Source organism: Methylobacter sp., from assembly GCF_036845245.1.
Lineage (GTDB): Bacteria > Pseudomonadota > Gammaproteobacteria > Methylococcales > Methylomonadaceae > Methylobacter_A.
Window position 1 is genome coordinate 30,666 of record NZ_DAIUEH010000047.1, and the last position, 15,052, is coordinate 45,717.

At 50.5% G+C, this 15,052-nt stretch carries 17 protein-coding genes; 14 read left to right on the plus strand and 3 right to left on the minus strand.

The window, feature by feature from the left end:
* Positions 1-202: 202 nt before the first annotated feature.
* The 11 genes from hybE (at position 203) to hypF (ending at position 9,251) form a co-directional block, all read left to right on the plus strand.
* A complete protein-coding gene (hybE, locus tag V7051_RS18630; RefSeq protein ID WP_333877432.1) occupies positions 203-670 on the plus strand; it encodes a [NiFe]-hydrogenase assembly chaperone HybE in 468 nt (155 codons plus the stop codon).
* Positions 671-1,864 carry a nickel-dependent hydrogenase large subunit gene (locus V7051_RS18635; protein WP_333877430.1) on the plus strand — a complete coding sequence of 398 codons (1,194 nt, stop codon included), beginning with the start codon at positions 671-673 and terminating at the stop codon, positions 1,862-1,864.
* Positions 1,861-2,262, plus strand: coding sequence for a hydrogenase maturation nickel metallochaperone HypA (hypA, locus tag V7051_RS18640; RefSeq protein WP_442919673.1), 402 nt, complete (start codon positions 1,861-1,863; stop codon positions 2,260-2,262). The genes V7051_RS18635 and hypA overlap by 4 nt, the downstream gene beginning before the upstream one ends.
* Positions 2,262-3,074: a hydrogenase nickel incorporation protein HypB gene (gene hypB, locus V7051_RS18645; protein ID WP_333877429.1), complete on the plus strand. Its 813-nt coding sequence runs from the start codon at positions 2,262-2,264 to the stop codon at positions 3,072-3,074. Before hypA ends, hypB begins: the two co-directional genes overlap by 1 nt.
* Before the next feature lie 54 nt (positions 3,075-3,128).
* Complete coding sequence (locus V7051_RS18650; protein WP_333877427.1) at positions 3,129-3,332, plus strand: addiction module protein; 204 nt, start codon at positions 3,129-3,131, stop codon at positions 3,330-3,332.
* The gene (locus tag V7051_RS18655) at positions 3,329-3,637 is read left to right on the plus strand and encodes a type II toxin-antitoxin system RelE/ParE family toxin (protein WP_333877425.1); all 309 of its coding nucleotides are present in this window, start codon (positions 3,329-3,331) and stop codon (positions 3,635-3,637) included. Before V7051_RS18650 ends, V7051_RS18655 begins: the two co-directional genes overlap by 4 nt.
* A 28-nt stretch (positions 3,638-3,665) precedes the next feature.
* A complete protein-coding gene (locus V7051_RS18660) occupies positions 3,666-3,896 on the plus strand; it encodes a HypC/HybG/HupF family hydrogenase formation chaperone (RefSeq protein ID WP_333877423.1) in 231 nt (76 codons plus the stop codon).
* Positions 3,893-4,999 (plus strand): hydrogenase formation protein HypD, encoded by a 1,107-nt coding sequence (hypD, locus tag V7051_RS18665; protein WP_333877421.1) that lies wholly within the window; start codon positions 3,893-3,895, stop codon positions 4,997-4,999. The genes V7051_RS18660 and hypD overlap by 4 nt, the downstream gene beginning before the upstream one ends.
* A gap of 217 nt (positions 5,000-5,216) precedes the next feature.
* Entirely contained in the window at positions 5,217-5,828 is a 612-nt protein-coding gene (locus V7051_RS18670; protein WP_333877419.1) for a Uma2 family endonuclease, read from the plus strand.
* A 64-nt stretch (positions 5,829-5,892) separates the two neighbouring features.
* A complete protein-coding gene (gene hypE, locus V7051_RS18675; RefSeq protein WP_333877417.1) occupies positions 5,893-6,936 on the plus strand; it encodes a hydrogenase expression/formation protein HypE in 1,044 nt (347 codons plus the stop codon).
* Positions 6,936-9,251 (plus strand): carbamoyltransferase HypF, encoded by a 2,316-nt coding sequence (hypF, locus tag V7051_RS18680; protein WP_333877415.1) that lies wholly within the window; start codon positions 6,936-6,938, stop codon positions 9,249-9,251. The genes hypE and hypF overlap by 1 nt, the downstream gene beginning before the upstream one ends.
* Here hypF and galE read toward each other — a convergent pair.
* The 3 genes from galE to V7051_RS18695 form a co-directional block, all read right to left on the minus strand.
* Positions 9,218-10,258 carry a UDP-glucose 4-epimerase GalE gene (gene galE, locus V7051_RS18685; protein WP_333877414.1) on the minus strand — a complete coding sequence of 347 codons (1,041 nt, stop codon included), beginning with the start codon at positions 10,256-10,258 and terminating at the stop codon, positions 9,218-9,220. The two genes, hypF and galE, sit on opposite strands and share 34 nt — an antisense overlap.
* A gap of 96 nt (positions 10,259-10,354) precedes the next feature.
* On the minus strand, positions 10,355-11,884 hold the full coding sequence (locus tag V7051_RS18690) for a bifunctional GNAT family N-acetyltransferase/carbon-nitrogen hydrolase family protein (protein WP_333877412.1): 1,530 nt from the start codon (positions 11,882-11,884) through the stop codon (positions 10,355-10,357).
* Between the two features lie 172 nt (positions 11,885-12,056).
* Positions 12,057-12,386: a cupin domain-containing protein gene (locus tag V7051_RS18695; protein ID WP_333877410.1), complete on the minus strand. Its 330-nt coding sequence runs from the start codon at positions 12,384-12,386 to the stop codon at positions 12,057-12,059.
* 142 nt (positions 12,387-12,528) lie between these two features.
* Here V7051_RS18695 and V7051_RS18700 point away from each other — a divergent pair, with 142 nt between their 5' ends.
* The 3 genes from V7051_RS18700 to V7051_RS18710 all read left to right on the plus strand — a co-directional run bounded on the left by V7051_RS18700 (position 12,529) and on the right by V7051_RS18710 (position 14,985).
* Positions 12,529-13,818, plus strand: a complete 1,290-nt coding sequence (locus V7051_RS18700; RefSeq protein ID WP_442919672.1) for a TIGR03862 family flavoprotein — start codon at positions 12,529-12,531, stop codon at positions 13,816-13,818.
* 99 nt (positions 13,819-13,917) lie between these two features.
* A complete protein-coding gene (locus V7051_RS18705; RefSeq protein ID WP_333877408.1) occupies positions 13,918-14,760 on the plus strand; it encodes a PA4780 family RIO1-like protein kinase in 843 nt (280 codons plus the stop codon).
* A 3-nt stretch (positions 14,761-14,763) separates the two neighbouring features.
* Complete coding sequence (locus V7051_RS18710) at positions 14,764-14,985, plus strand: VF530 family protein (protein WP_333877406.1); 222 nt, start codon at positions 14,764-14,766, stop codon at positions 14,983-14,985.
* Positions 14,986-15,052: the final 67 nt, after the last annotated feature.

Sequence of the window (15,052 nt, forward strand, 5' to 3'; positions counted from 1 at the left end):
ACTGTGTCATTGCCATTAAGTTAAGCATTGTAGGAGCGGGCCGTGCCCGCGATGAAGGAGCTAAAAGTTTTGCAATCGCTGTCCAAATGTCGCGGGCACGGCCCGCTCCTACGGGGTGTCAATGTGCTTAACTTAATGGCAGTGACTCAAGGAAATGAGAAAGACTTCTTTTTTGCGCGCATGGTGTACGCTACGTTAAATAATGATCTGGCAAAATAACGAGCAAATCCGGCATACGCTGGAAACAACATTCAATGAAATATTGGATAAGCGCATGCGTGACTTGCCGGTAGTTAACTTCGCGCTTTCTGTGCAGGCCTTCGGCTTTAACCGTTTTGGCGAAGACTGGCTCGGCGTATTGATTACTCCCTGGTTCATGAATCTGATGTTGTTGCCGGGACCGGACAGCGCTTGGCAAGAGCAAGCACCGGGCATAAAAATCGACAAGCACTTTCCGTATGGCACATTCGAATTTACGTTGGGTACCGAAACGCAAATAGATACTTACGCACTCTGCTCTTTGTTCTCGCCGATGTTCCAATTCGAGAATCAAGCCGCCGCGCTTGCGACGGCAGAATCTGCGTTACAGGGCCTTCTGGCCGAAACGGCGCCGCGTACTGTTAGCCGTCGTGACTTGCTGCGCGGCGCTATCGGCAAAGGAAATCGTTGAGTGACACCGGCCGGTACTATCATCATCGATTTGTATCATGACTTCGGCAAGGTGAGCGGAGTGCAAATCGCATCCAGCCGGCCTGAATCGATAGCGAAGGTATTAATAGGCAAAACCCCTGAACAGGTACTCGAAATAGTTCCGCTGCTATTTACTTTGTGCGGCAACGCCCAAGCTTATGCCGCAATGCTGGCCTGCCGCTCGGCTCTTGGCATGATGGAAGAACCTGAGCTGGATTCAGCCCGCGACCTGCTGGTGCAACTTGAAACCTTGCGCGAACACGCCTGGCGTATCTTGCTGGATTGGCCGGTTTTTATAGGTCTCGCTCAAGATAAAAAAGCCTTGGTAAGGCTGCTTAAATTCGATGCGCTGTTCAAGCGGCATTTGTTTCGGCACGGTGAGGCATTCAAGTTCGATAGTTGTCTGAATGTCGATACCGCTCAGTTGTTGCAACTGATCGATGAATTGGAAGTGCTCATTGATATTTCGATTTTTAACGACCAGCTTGCCGAATTTAAAGAGTTAGCCGACGAAGTGCAGTTGAAGAATTGGCTACGGCAAAATAATGCGCTACCTGCCAGCTTGCTAAATCATTTATATAGCCGGAACTGGGCGGCAATTGGGAAAAATAATATTGCTTGCCTGCCCGAGCTTGAGGCAGAAGTATTAAACCGGGAGTTGCAACGACAAGATTTGGCAACTTTCAGCCGAATGCCGCATTGGCAAGGCCGCTGTTTTGAAACGACGCTGTTAAATCGTCAACTGTCGCAGCCTTTAATCGCCGGGATGCACAGATGTTACGGTAACGGCCTGATTGTCCGAATGCTGTCCCGCTTGCTGGAAGTCGCTTTAATACCATCCCAACTCAGGCAGCTTTTGATGCGGATAAAATTACCGACAATCAATGTTGTTAACGATGGCATAGGTTTGGCTCAGGTCCAAGCGGCGCGCGGCCTGTTAATCCATCGTCTGGAATTACGGCAAGGACGTGTAGATGATTATCAAATCATCGCGCCCACCGAATGGAATTTTCATCCCGAAGGCGTCGTCGCTCAAGGTTTGAAACAATTGCAAGCCGAAAACCTAAACGATTTGCAACGGCAAGCGGAACTTTATATCAACGCGGTAGATCCTTGCGTACAATACGCGTTAAACTTGACAGACAGTCGAAACGAGATAGAAAACCATGCATGACAAATCTGTTTGGAACAAATTTGCACTTGCCCGAAGGGTACATGGCAGGGATAGCCATGCATGAAATGTCGCTTTGCGAAAGCATTTTGCAGGTATTGGAACAGCAAGCTGAAGCCCAACAATACAGCAGAGTCAAAACGGTTTGGTTGGAAATCGGCGCGTTGGCCAGTGTCGAAACCGAGGCATTGCGTTTTAGTTTCGACGTTGTCGTACAAGGTTCGCTGGCCGAACATGCTCAGCTTGAAATCATCGAAGTACCGGGCCAAGCCTGGTGCATGCCGTGCGGCTGCAATGTGGTTGTGCAGCAGTTATACGATCTATGCCCGCACTGCGGCAGCCATCAATTACAGGTCAACAGCGGAGATCAAATGCGAATCAAAGAACTGGAGGTAGAATAATGTGCGGCGTATGCGGCTGCGGCGAGGGCCATTCCCACTCGCACGATCATGACCACGAACATCCGCATGATCATGAACACCACGATCACGACCATCATCATGACCACGATGCTGAACATGCTCATGCGCCGGGCTTAAGCCAAAAGCGGATGGTGCAAATCGAACAGGATATTCTGGCCAAAAATAATCGCTATGCCGCCGAAAACCGTAGCTATTTCGGCGAGCGCGGTATGCTGGTGTTGAATCTGGTATCCAGTCCCGGTTCCGGCAAGACCACGCTGCTGACTGAAACCATCGTCCGGCTGAAAGAGGACCTCGACATTACTGTCATCGAAGGCGACCAGCAAACCACTCGCGACGCCGAGCGCATCCGTGCCACCGGCGTACCGGCATTGCAGATCAATACCGGCAAAGGTTGCCATCTTGATGCACACCGCGTCGGCCATGCGCTGGAAACACTCCAGCCGAAAAATCACAGCCTGTTATTCATCGAAAACGTCGGCAACCTGGTTTGCCCCTCGGCATTCGATCTGGGCGAAGCGCATAAGGTGGTGATTTTGTCGGTCACCGAAGGCGAGGACAAACCGATTAAATACCCCGATATGTTTCATGCCGCCGACTTAATGATTTTGAACAAGACCGACCTGTTGCCGTATCTGGATTTCGATACAGAGCAATGTATACAGTATGCAAAACAGGTCAATCCGCGCATTAAGATACTGTCGTTGTCGGCCAAAACAGGGGAGGGGATGGATAGCTGGCTGCGCTGGTTGAAGGCCGAATTGGAGTTGCAGCGTATTGATTATGCCTAGCAATGTGCTGAAAAGCGGTGCGTACTACGTACCCTACAACCAAAAGGTAAGCTAATGACGATTACTGAAATAAAAGCCCTGCCGGTTTCCGAACGAATCATGTTGATGGAAGAAATTTGGGATAGTCTGTGTCATGAACAGGAGCAGATAGAATCCCCTGTGTGGCATCAGAATATACTTAACGACAGATTGGAACTGCTCAATTCAAAACAAGCGACATTAATTTCTTTGCAAGAATTAAAAAATACCAACCGATGACGTCTAAAGAGCTGGTTGTTTTAGAGCAAGTAGCATCTGATTTGCGGCAAGGAAAATTATTTTATGACAATAATCAGGAAGGGATCGGTGATTATTTTTTTGACAGTATTATTGCGGACATTGAATCGCTTAGATTGTATGGAGGTATACACAGTAAGCAATTCGGGCTTTACCGAATGCTGGCGAAGAGATTCCCTTTTGCGATTTATTACGATGTTTCCAAAACCGCCATTGTTGTTATCGCCGTACTTGATTTGAGGCGTAATCCGGTAGAGTTACGTAAGCAATTAAACAGAACGGCCTAACCCCAAAACCTTAATCAAAAACAAAATTATGTGTCTAGCTTTACCCGCTCAAATCGTCGCCCTTGATCCCGCCAACAACATGGCAACCGCATCGGTCGGCAATGTCAAAGTCGAAGTGTCGCTGGCCCTGGTCGATGATGTCGCGCTCGGTGATTACGTTCTGGTGCATGTCGGTTATGCGCTGAATAAAATCGATGAGGACGAAGCCTTGAAAACGTTGGCTTTGTTTGCCGAAGCCGGGTTAATGTCAGACGTATGAAATACATCAGCGAATTCAGGCAGCAAGATCTTGCCAAGCAACTGTCCAAGGCGATTGCGCAAACCGTCGATCCCGACCGGCATTATCGCCTGATGGAGTTTTGCGGCGGCCATACCCATGCTATTTTCCGTTACGGCGTTCAGGATTTAATGCCGGACAATGTCGAATTCATCCACGGCCCAGGTTGTCCGGTTTGCGTATTGCCGACCGGTCGCATCGACAATGCAATACAACTGGCCGAGCGACAAGACGTGATTCTCTGCACCTATGCCGACTTGATGCGGGTTCCGGCCACCGGCCGCAACAGCTTGCTGAAAGCCAAGGCGGGCGGCGCGGATATTCGGATGATTTATTCGACGCAAGATGTATTGAAAATCGCCAGACAAAACCCCGAAAAACAGGTCGTGTTTTTCGCAATCGGTTTTGAAACCACCACGCCGCCTACCGCCGTCGCGATCAAGCAAGCTCAGGCCGAAGGCTTGGCGAATTTTTCGGTGTTCTGCAACCACGTGCTGACGCCTGCCGCGATGCAAGCGATACTCGATGCGCCGCAACCGGTCGCGATTGATGCTTTTCTCGGACCTTCCCACGTCAGCACCGTCATCGGCAGCCAACCCTATGAAACATTTGCCGAATGTTATGCCAAGCCGATAGTCATCGCCGGTTTCGAGCCGCTGGATGTGATGCAGTCGGCCTTGATGCTGATCCGCCAACTTAACGAAGGCCGCCACGAAGTCGAAAATGAATACAGCCGCGCCGTTACCCGGCAAGGCAACCTGAAAGCGCAAGCGCTGGTGCAGGAAGTGTTTGAGTTGCGGCCGCAATTCGAATGGCGCGGATTGGGCTTGATTCCCGACAGCGCGTTAAAGCTCAAAGCCGGTTATGCCGATCTCGATGCCGAGCAGCGTTTTAATATGCCTGCGATTCAGGCTTCCGATGTCAAAGGTTGCGAATGCCCGGCTATTTTGCGCGGCGCTAAAAAGCCTCAGGATTGTAAGTTGCTGGGTACGGTTTGTACGCCGGAAAATCCGATGGGGTCTTGTATGGTGTCTTCGGAGGGAGCTTGTGCGGCATATTGGTCTTATGGACGGGTGCGGGATTGATTTTGAGTCGCTACCGCGACACCTTTTTAAGGTTCAGACTTGTTTGATTGAATAGTGTTTAGCCTATGCAAGCTATCGAATTAGAAGCGGCAATACCATAACGGTATCTTGTCGAGGGGGCGGAAGCCGTTCATGGTTCGTAAGCTCACCACGAACGGTTTTACCTTAAACGGCCTCGCCAAGTTGGTAGCTTTGAATAAACAGAGGATTAAACAAAATGCCTAAAATCACCCAATTATCGCAATTAGATTTAACCCAAACTTACAGTTATGCCGATTACTTGACCTGGCAACTGGATGAAGCCATTGAGTTAATTAAAGGCAAAATCATGCTGATGTCGCCTGCGCCGAATGTGAAGCATCAAGACATTTCTGCGAATTTAACGACATTGTTGCACCTTTTTTTCAAACATAAAAAGTGCCGCGTTTATGCCGCACCTTTTGATGTGCGCCTATACGACCGCAAAAAATCCGTTTTAGCCAGTCAAGACATCCATACCGTTGTCCAGCCTGATTTGAGCGTTATTTGCAATCCTGACGTTTTGGACGAACAAGGCTGCAATGGTGCGCCCGATTGGATTATTGAGATTTTATCCAAAGGCAATTCCAAGCGGGAGATGCAAATCAAATATGAACTCTATCGAGAAAGCGGCGTGCAGGAATACTGGATTGTTTATCCCAATGACCAAGCGATTCATCAATTTGTCCTGGATGACAACGGGCATTACCAACTTAAACACATGTATACGGACGATGACATCGCCACACCGCACTTATTCCCTGAGTTGGCTGTTGACTTGACTGAGGTGTTTGAAACTTGGCAAAAGTAGTAAATCATCGTGTATCAAATATTGACAGTCAGCATTTGCTGAGCAGTTACCAAAAATCATTCCTATGCCCAACTCTTATACAATTAAATTAAATATAGCTACCGGTAAAGTCGACCTAAGCCACGGCGGTGGCGGTCGCGCGATGGCACAACTGATCGACGAGTTATTTATCAAGCATTTCGACAACGACTTGCTGCGGCAGCGTAACGACCAAGCGCTGTTTACCGTGCCTGCTGGGCGGCTAGTGATCAGCACCGACGGCCATGTCATTTCGCCGTTGTTTTTTCCGGGCGGCGACATCGGTTCACTGGCGGTGCACGGCACCGTTAATGATGTCGCTATGTCCGGTGCAAAGCCGCTGTATCTGGCGGTGGGCTTTATTCTGGAAGAAGGCTTTCCTCTGGCTGATCTGGAAAAAATCGTCATCAGCATGGCAGCCGCCGCCAAACGCGCCGGTACGCCTGTCGTTACCGGCGATACCAAAGTGGTTGAGCGAGGCAAGGGCGACGGCGTGTTCATTACCACCACCGGCGTCGGCATTGTGCCGGAAGACGTCAATATTTCCGGCAATCGTGCGCAACCGGGTTGTGCGATTTTAGTCAGCGGCTCGATCGGCGATCACGGCGTTGCAATCATGGCCGGACGGGAAAATCTGCAATTTGACACGACGATTGTTTCCGACTCCGCAGCACTCAATTCGCTGGTCGCCGACATGGTCGCCGCCACGCCTGCCGACATCCGTTGCTTGCGCGATCCGACCCGAGGCGGTTTGGCGACCGCATTGAATGAGCTGGCGCAGCAATCCGGCGTCGGCATGGTTATCGACGAGGCGCAGATTCCGATCAAGTCCGAAGTCAAAGCCGCCTGCGAAATTCTGGGTTTGGACCCGTTGTACGTCGCCAATGAAGGCAAGCTGGTCTGCATCTGCAATGCCGCTGCTGCCGAATCGTTGCTGGCGGTGATGCGGCAACATCCATTAGGCTTTGATGCAGCAATCATCGGCAATGTGATTGCCGACGAGCATCATTTCGTGCAAATGACCACGGCTTTCGGCGGCCGCCGTATTGTCGACTGGCCGGTTGGCGAGCAGTTGCCGCGTATCTGTTAATGCACGGCAGGGCGATTCGGGTTCGCGGCATTGTCCAGGGCGTAGGCTTCAGACCGACAATCTGGCGACTGGCCCGGCAATACCGATTGACCGGCGAGGTCTGGAACGACGGACTGGGCGTGATGATTCATGCCTTTGGCAGCAACGAAGACCTTGAGACTTTCATTCGGCAGATACCGCTGCAACTTCCTCCACTGGCTAAGCTTGACAGTCTGGAGGTGCAAACCCTGGGCGAACAGCAAGATGGAGAGGAATTTCGCATCGTCGCCAGCCGGCAAAATGGTATAGAGACGCCTATCGCTGCCGATGCAGCTACTTGCCCTGATTGCCTTGCCGAAATCGCCGATCCCGGCAACCGCCGCTACCGCTATCCGTTCACCAATTGCACCCACTGCGGGCCACGCCTGTCGATTATCCGGCGTGTGCCTTACGATCGCTGTCATACCAGCATGTCGAAGTTTGCGATGTGTCCGCAGTGTCAGCAGGAATACGATGATCCTGCCGACCGTCGCTTCCATGCCCAAGCTAATTGCTGTCCGGACTGCGGTCCCAAGGTTTGGCTGGAAGATAGCCACGGCCAGACGCCGGATCGCATCGACCCGCTAAAACAGGCCGCCGAATTGATTCGCCAAGGCTACATTATTGCAATTAAAGGCTTGGGCGGTTTTCATCTGGCTTGCAACGCGGCCGATGCGGATGCGGTCAACCGGCTGCGCGAACGCAAGCGCCGTTATGCCAAACCGTTTGCGTTGATGGCCTGGGATGTGGGAACCATCGTCCGCTATGCGATGCTGAACGATCAGGAAAAGCAGGCTCTGCACGACAAAGCCGCGCCGATAGTGCTGCTGTCAGCGCATGGTTTAACGCTTGCACCTGGTGTCGCGCCGGGCGATGACAAGCTCGGTTTCATGCTGCCTTATACGCCGCTTCACACGTTGTTATTACAGGATTTGGATACGCCTATCGTGCTGACGTCAGGCAATATCAGCGACGAACCGCAATGCACGGACAACGACGAGGCTCGGGAAAAGCTGACAGGCATTGCCGATTATCTGCTGCTGCATGACCGGGACATCGTCAATCGGCTGGACGATTCGGTAATGCGGGAGATGGCCGGCAATATGCGCATACTGCGCCGGGCCCGCGGATACAGTCCGGAGGCATTGGTATTGCCGCCCGGTTTCGAGCAGGCCGGTAATATTCTGGCAATGGGGGCGGAGCTTAAGAACAGTTTTTGTTTGCTGAAAAACGGCCAAGCTGTCGTTTCCCAGCATATCGGAGACCTGGAAAATGCTGCTGTTCAAGCCGATTACCGCAATGCTATCGGTTTGTACAAGCAATTGTATGGATTCAAGCCCCAGTACGTTGCGGTCGATCATCATCCGGGCTATCTATCGAAGCAATACGGCCAATTATTGGCCGAATCCGAAGCGGCGCTTTTAGTACCGGTGCAGCATCATCACGCCCATCTGGCCGCTTGTCTGGCCGAACATGGTGTCGCGCTGGATGCGCCGCCGGTATTGGCCGCGATCTTCGACGGTTTGGGTATGGGTGATGAAGGCGGATTATGGGGAGGCGAATTTCTGTTGGGCGATTATAAGCATTACACCCGACTCGGCCATTTCCAGGCTATCGCTTTGCCCGGCGGCGTGCAGGCCATGCGCGAACCTTGGCGCAATACTTATGCGCAACTGCTGCATTATTTCGACTGGCAATCGCTGCAACAGGATTATGCCGATTTGGACGTTATCAAGTTATTGGCGAGCAAACCGCTTGCAACCGTAGCGACGATGATCGGCAAAAATATCAATTCGCCGCCCAGCACTTCTTGCGGCCGCTGGTTCGACGCTTTTGCCGCTGCACTGGGCCTGCATAGTGAACAGGTCCAGTATGAAGGTCAAGCTGCGATTGCGCTGGAAATTCTGGCGACGCCGTTGTTTTCGGATGAGCAATCCTATCCGCAAGCTTGGGCAATCGACCGTAGCGAAGGCTTGTCGGTGTTAAACTGGCTAGGATTATGGCAGGCGGTGCTGACCGATCTTAAGCAAGGTGTTAATAAAGCTCGCATTGCCGCCCGTATCCACCACAGCTTGGTTGTCGCTACAGTTGCGCTTTTGAACGATCTTAGCCGCCAAACAGGTATTGATAACATAGTGCTCAGCGGTGGTGTATTTCAAAACCGCTTGTTATTGGAAGCGGTGACCGGGCAATTGCAGCAGCACGGTCTTACCGTGCTGTCGCCGCAACGCTATCCGATGAACGATGGTGGTTTGGCATTAGGTCAAGCGGTAATTGCCGCCGCGCGTGGTATTTGAAGTTTATGTGATCTTTGTGAATCGGGCGTGTGGTTATATTCCCACCGCCAAGCGTGCTCCACTATCGCATCCAAGTCCGCATAGGCAGGCTGCCAACCCAATTCCTGCTTTATTTTATCGGCATTGGCCACTAACCGGGCGGGATCGCCTTCACGGCGTTGGCCTTCCTGTACTGAAATAGTCTTGCCGGTGACTCGCCTGGCCGCCTGGATGACGTTCTCTACGGAATAGCCGTTGCCATTGCCCAGATTAAATGCGTTAGAATCGTTGCCTGATTGCAGATATTGCAGAGCCAGCCAATGCGCTTCGGCCAAATCAAGAATATGAATGTAATCGCGGATGCAGGTGCCGTCCGGCGTATCATAATCACGCCCGAAAACGGTAATGTGCGGACGGCGGCCGGAGGCTGCCTGCAATACCAGCGGGATCAGGTGCGTTTCGGGATCGTGCCGCTCGCCAAGCAAGCCGGCAGGATGCGCTCCGGCCGCATTGAAGTAACGCAAGCACACGGATTTGAGACCGTAAGCGTGGTCGTAATCGGCTAAGGCCTGCTCAACCATCCGTTTACTCCAGCCGTAGGGATTAATAGGCTGTTTCGGATGGGCTTCATCGATAGGGGTATAGTCCGGTTCGCCAAAGATGGCGGCGGTCGATGAGAAAATGAATTTATCAACGCCGTAAGTACACATTGCGTTGAGCAGATTCAGGGTGTTGACGACGTTATTTTGGTAATACTTGGCGGGGTCCTGCATCGATTCACCGACCTGGATGAACGAAGCGAAATGCATGACAGCATCAAATTTGTGTTCGCGAAACACTTTATCGAGTATCAGCCGGTCGGCAATATCGCCGTGTACGAATTGGCCATGCAATACCGCGTCACGGTGTCCGCTGGAAAGATTGTCGAGAGTAACGACATTGACGCCTTTTTGGCCGAGTAGCCAGACCATATGGGAGCCGATATAGCCGGCGCCGCCGACGACGAGAACAGTTTTAGGAGATGTCATAAGTAACCTAGGGTAGCATTATTAAATTTAAGTAATGAATAAATTCCCTAGTTGGACAACCCAGCTGCTTTGAGTCACTGTTGCTTGGGATTTTATTTAGAACCACTCTAAACGATACAAATCCGGGCGTCTATTAGTAAGATTACGTGCAGCGCCGCGAGTACGGACTTGCTTTAATAGATCCAGGTTAACATCGGCAATTAATGTCATTTCGGTGTTTGGAGTGGCTTCCGCTAATATCGCATCATGCGGAAATGAAAAGTCACTGGGGCTGAAAATGGCCGCTTGCGCGTATTGGATGTCCATATTTTCAGCATAGGGTAAATTGCCGACACTGCCGGTAATCGCCACAAAACATTCATTTTCAATGGCGCGGGCATGTGAGCAATAACGCACCCGTTGGTAGGCATTTTTGGTATCGGTCCAGAACGGCACAAAAATGATTTGCGCGCCCTGCATGGTTGCCAAGCGTGCCAATTCGGGGAATTCGGAATCGTAACAGATTAATACTGCGATTTTGCCGCAATCGGTATCGAACACTTTCAACGCATTGCCGCCTTGAACGCCCCAGCAGCTGACTTCATCAATGGTGACATGGATTTTGTATTGAGCCTCGAAAGTACCGTCGCGCCTGAGCAGCCACGATACATTATAGAGTTCATGGGCGCTATACTCGGGCATGGAACCGGCAATAATATTGATATTGTAAGACATCGCCATTTCCAATAAGCCATTCCTGATTTCACTGGTAAAACCGGCTAACGCGCGAATGGCGTCGGGAGGGTTTTTATCATTAAACAATCCCATCAGCGGCGCGCTCATGTACTCGGGAAAGAGCACAAAATCGGCATGGTAACCGGCTACCGCATCAATAAAAAATTCGGCGTGTTTGAGCAATTCTTCGACGCTGGTCAGCGTTCGCATCTGCCATTGCACAACGCCTAAGCGGATGACACTTTTAGACGCGCCAAGTGAAGCCGTTTTTTCTACATAATCAAGATTGACCCATTCAAGCAGCGTCGCATAGCCTTTTGAGTCAGCATCGACAGGGAGATAGCCGGTCAATACTTTACGGACATGAAAGCCGTTAAACAACTGAAACGAAAGTACCGGGTCATAAATTTCCCTGTTTTTGACTTCTTCGATATAGCGCACCGGCGTTAGGTTGTCGGCATATTTGGCATAGCCGGGAATGCGTCCGCCGGCAATAAAGCGGCGCAGGTTCAGGTTTCGGCATAATTCTTTGCGCGCATCATACAATCTTCGGCCTAAGCGCAGTCCCCGATACTTTGGATGGACGAAAATATCAACGCCGTACAAGGTGTCGCCGTGCGGGTCATGGTGGGTCAGGTAACCGTTACTGGTAATTTGCGCGTAGGTATGGACATCGCCGAAGCGGGCATAATCGACAATCATACTTAATGCTGCGGCGACCAGTTTTCCGTTATCTTCAATGACAATCTGCCCTTGAGGAAAGCGAGTAAGCTGGGACGTATACTGGTCTTTTTTCCAGGCTCCGCCTAAATTACCGTAAACATGCTCCATTAAAATCGCAATATTATCGTAATCATCAAGGGTTAGATGCCGAAGTAGAAGCTTATGTTTTTCAATTTTGGTTTTTTTCATAGCCCCAAAGTATAACTTCGCTTTTTGACGAATTTATTACAATGCGATTAATCTATTTCATCCACCCTGAAAAAAGTATAAAAATAGACTCAAAATCAAGTTAAATAATGTATGTGTCAGGCTGTGTAAAATATGTAAATGGACGGGCAACGCAGACTCGATAAAGCTCTGTTTAATGTAAATGAACAGCCATCCAGAGGGTGTGGAGGTCAGGCAGAGTCCATTCAACCCGGTGCTTGGTATGTGCAGGGATCAGTAAATAGTCGCCGGCATTCAAATGAAAGGTCTGCCGGTCTTTTTCGTAAAGAATAATGGCCTGTCCCTGAAGCAGTATGACCCATTCATCCCAATCCTGATCGTACCATTGTCCTGCCGGAGTAATATGGCCTTGGGATACAATGCGTTCAATTTGAATATTCTCCCGCTTGAAAATGCATTCGAACAGTTCTTCCGGTAATTGCTCCGGTATGTTTTTAAAAATATTGGAATTGGCGGGATTCATTTGGTTTTTTGAGTGGATAGCGGTTTTTTTATGAATTCAAGGGCAAAATGGTATTGTATAATAGCTGTTGTTTGTTATGCGGATAGTCTTTAAATAGCAATAAATCAATTTAATTATAGAGAGTAAGACAATCAGTAATAGATTGATAAGCCTGGCGGAAAGGAACCAAGATAACCACCAAGCCGTTGCAATTATCGGCGGCGGCCCTGCCGGACTCATGGCTGCGGAAGTTTTAAGCCAAGCGGGTGTGAAGGTTGATCTTTACGATGCAATGCCTTCCGTGGGACGGAAATTTTTGATGGCAGGGAAGGGCGGAATGAATATTACACATTCCGAGTCTTTCGATAAGTTCTTATCTCGTTACGGCTCTGGTCGAGCCAATATCAAACCGATGCTCGATACGTTTGGCCCTGAGGCTTTACGAGCATGGGTGCGGGATTTAGGTATTGAAACGTTTATCGGTTCGTCAGGCAAAGTATTTCCTGTCGATATGAAGGCCGCGCCTTTATTGCGCGCATGGTTGCACCGATTGCGTGTAAACGCTGTCAGTTTTTATATGCGCCATCAATGGCTAGGCTGGGATGATGGGGGCCTGCATTTTTTAACCCCTGACGGTGAAGTGAAAGTCAGGGCCGATGCCGTGGTGCTGGCTTTAGGCGGCGGTAGCTGGGCGCGACTTGGCTCTACAGGCGCTTGGGCGCCGCTGCTGGCTCAAAAAGGTGTTTCGGTCGCTCCGCTACAGCCGTCAAACTGCGGGTTTGACGTAGGTTGGAGCGAGTTTTTTAGCAATCGTTTTGCCGGACAGCCTTTGAAATCAGTGCAGGCGTCTTTTGTCAATTCGGTCGGCGATGAGTTTTGTCAACTGGGCGAGTTGGTCGTCACTGCGGATGGCGTTGAAGGCAGCTTGATTTATAAGATGTCCGCACTGTTGCGTGATCAGATTACGGCATCGGGAACAGCGTTGATTTATCTCGATCTTGCTCCCGGTAAGGACAAACGGTTTCTGATCGGCAGCGTTTCAAAGCCGCGCGGCAAGAACACAGTGGTAAATCATCTCCGTAAGCGGATCGGCATTGATAGCTTAAAGATCGGCTTGTTGAGGGAAGTTTTGTCGAAACAAGATTTTGATGACCCGATTCGTCTTTGCGAAACGATCAAGGCGTTGCCGGTTAAGCTGGTCGCGGCCAGACCGATTGATGAGGCTATCAGCAGTGCGGGCGGCGTTACCTTTGCAGCAGTCGATGAACGGTTAATGATACGTTCGATGCCGGGCGTATTCTGCGCCGGTGAGATGCTGGATTGGGAAGCGCCGACCGGTGGCTATTTGTTAACCGCCTGTTTTGCCAGCGGGCGTGTTGCAGGGGAGGGAGTTTTGTCCTGGTTGCAAACTGAAGGCAAATTGCTCACCCGTGACGTCAATACCACAAAATAAACTAAAATATAAACATTAGAATTACCGGATCAAATCTATGTCGAAGAAAAACGTCGCTAATATTTTTAATTTTTACCAGGGCAGCGTATAAGGGCGGCTATGAAAACTCCAAAAAGTATTGAACCATTGGTGCGGGATGGCCTTGTCGACGAGGTTATCCGTCCGTTAAAGAGCGGTAAAGAGGCTGCTGTCTACGTTGTTCTTTCCGAAGGCCAGATACGCTGCGCTAAAGTCTATAAAGATGTTAACAAACGCGGTTTCCACAAGCAGGCCCAGTATCAGGAAGGTCGCAAGGTGCGAAACAGCCGTCAGGCGCGCGCGATGGAAAAAAACAGCCGGTTTGGGCGGCAGCAGCAGGAAGAGGTTTGGCAAAATGCCGAAGTCGATGCGCTATACCGCCTTGCCGCCGCCGGTGTGCGCGTTCCGCAGCCGTACAACTTCGTCGAGGGTGTATTGTTGATGGAGTTGGTGACTGACGAACATGGCAGCGCCGCGCCCAGATTGAACGATCTTGAATTGAGCCGGGAGCAAGCCCTTGAATATCACGGCTTGCTGATTAAGGAAGTGGTCAGGATGCTTTGTGCCGGACTGGTGCATGGCGACCTTTCCGAATACAACATCCTGGTAGATGCCAACGGCCCGGTCATCATCGATCTGCCTCAGGCGGTTGATGCGGCGGCGAACAATAATGCCGCCAGAATGCTGGAGCGCGACGTTGACAATTTGGCCGATTATTTTGGCCGCTTTGCTCCCGAACTGCTTGCTACCGAGTATGGCAAAGAGATTTGGAAACTCTATGAGACAGGTGATTTGACTCCGCAAGTCGAATTGACCGGCCGTTTCAAGGCCAGTAATAAAGTCGCCGATGTTCGCAGCATCATGCGGGAAATCAATGATGCGCGAGATGAAGCGATACAACGACGTTATGAGCATGAAGATTAGGCTATGAGTGACAAACAACCGGGAAATCCACTGCACGGCGTTACTTTGGAAAGGATGCTTACCGAGCTGGTAGCGGATTACGGCTGGGCCGAACTGGGCAGGTTGATCGATATTCGGTGTTTTAATAACGACCCCAGCATCAAATCGAGCTTGACGTTTTTAAGGAAGACCGAGTGGGCTAGAAAGCAGGTTGAAGAGCTGTATCTCACTAAAAAAGAGGGCTGAATGTTATGTTTATAATAGACATCTTTCCTAAATACAGCGATAGCGCAAGTTGACAAGAGCCGCCACT

Coding starts and splice junctions, on each gene's coding strand:
- hybE (WP_333877432.1), top strand. CDS start 203: ATGATCTGGCAAAATAACGAGCAAATCCGGCATACGCTGGAAACAACA.
- hypA (WP_442919673.1), top strand. CDS start 1,861: ATGACAAATCTGTTTGGAACAAATTTGCACTTGCCCGAAGGGTACATG.
- hypB (WP_333877429.1), top strand. CDS start 2,262: ATGTGCGGCGTATGCGGCTGCGGCGAGGGCCATTCCCACTCGCACGAT.
- V7051_RS18650 (WP_333877427.1), top strand. CDS start 3,129: ATGACGATTACTGAAATAAAAGCCCTGCCGGTTTCCGAACGAATCATG.
- V7051_RS18655 (WP_333877425.1), top strand. CDS start 3,329: ATGACGTCTAAAGAGCTGGTTGTTTTAGAGCAAGTAGCATCTGATTTG.
- V7051_RS18660 (WP_333877423.1), top strand. CDS start 3,666: ATGTGTCTAGCTTTACCCGCTCAAATCGTCGCCCTTGATCCCGCCAAC.
- hypD (WP_333877421.1), top strand. CDS start 3,893: ATGAAATACATCAGCGAATTCAGGCAGCAAGATCTTGCCAAGCAACTG.
- V7051_RS18670 (WP_333877419.1), top strand. CDS start 5,217: ATGCCTAAAATCACCCAATTATCGCAATTAGATTTAACCCAAACTTAC.
- hypE (WP_333877417.1), top strand. CDS start 5,893: ATGCCCAACTCTTATACAATTAAATTAAATATAGCTACCGGTAAAGTC.
- hypF (WP_333877415.1), top strand. CDS start 6,936: ATGCACGGCAGGGCGATTCGGGTTCGCGGCATTGTCCAGGGCGTAGGC.
- galE (WP_333877414.1), bottom strand. CDS start 10,258: ATGACATCTCCTAAAACTGTTCTCGTCGTCGGCGGCGCCGGCTATATC.
- V7051_RS18690 (WP_333877412.1), bottom strand. CDS start 11,884: ATGAAAAAAACCAAAATTGAAAAACATAAGCTTCTACTTCGGCATCTA.
- V7051_RS18695 (WP_333877410.1), bottom strand. CDS start 12,386: ATGAATCCCGCCAATTCCAATATTTTTAAAAACATACCGGAGCAATTA.
- V7051_RS18705 (WP_333877408.1), top strand. CDS start 13,918: ATGAAAACTCCAAAAAGTATTGAACCATTGGTGCGGGATGGCCTTGTC.
- V7051_RS18710 (WP_333877406.1), top strand. CDS start 14,764: ATGAGTGACAAACAACCGGGAAATCCACTGCACGGCGTTACTTTGGAA.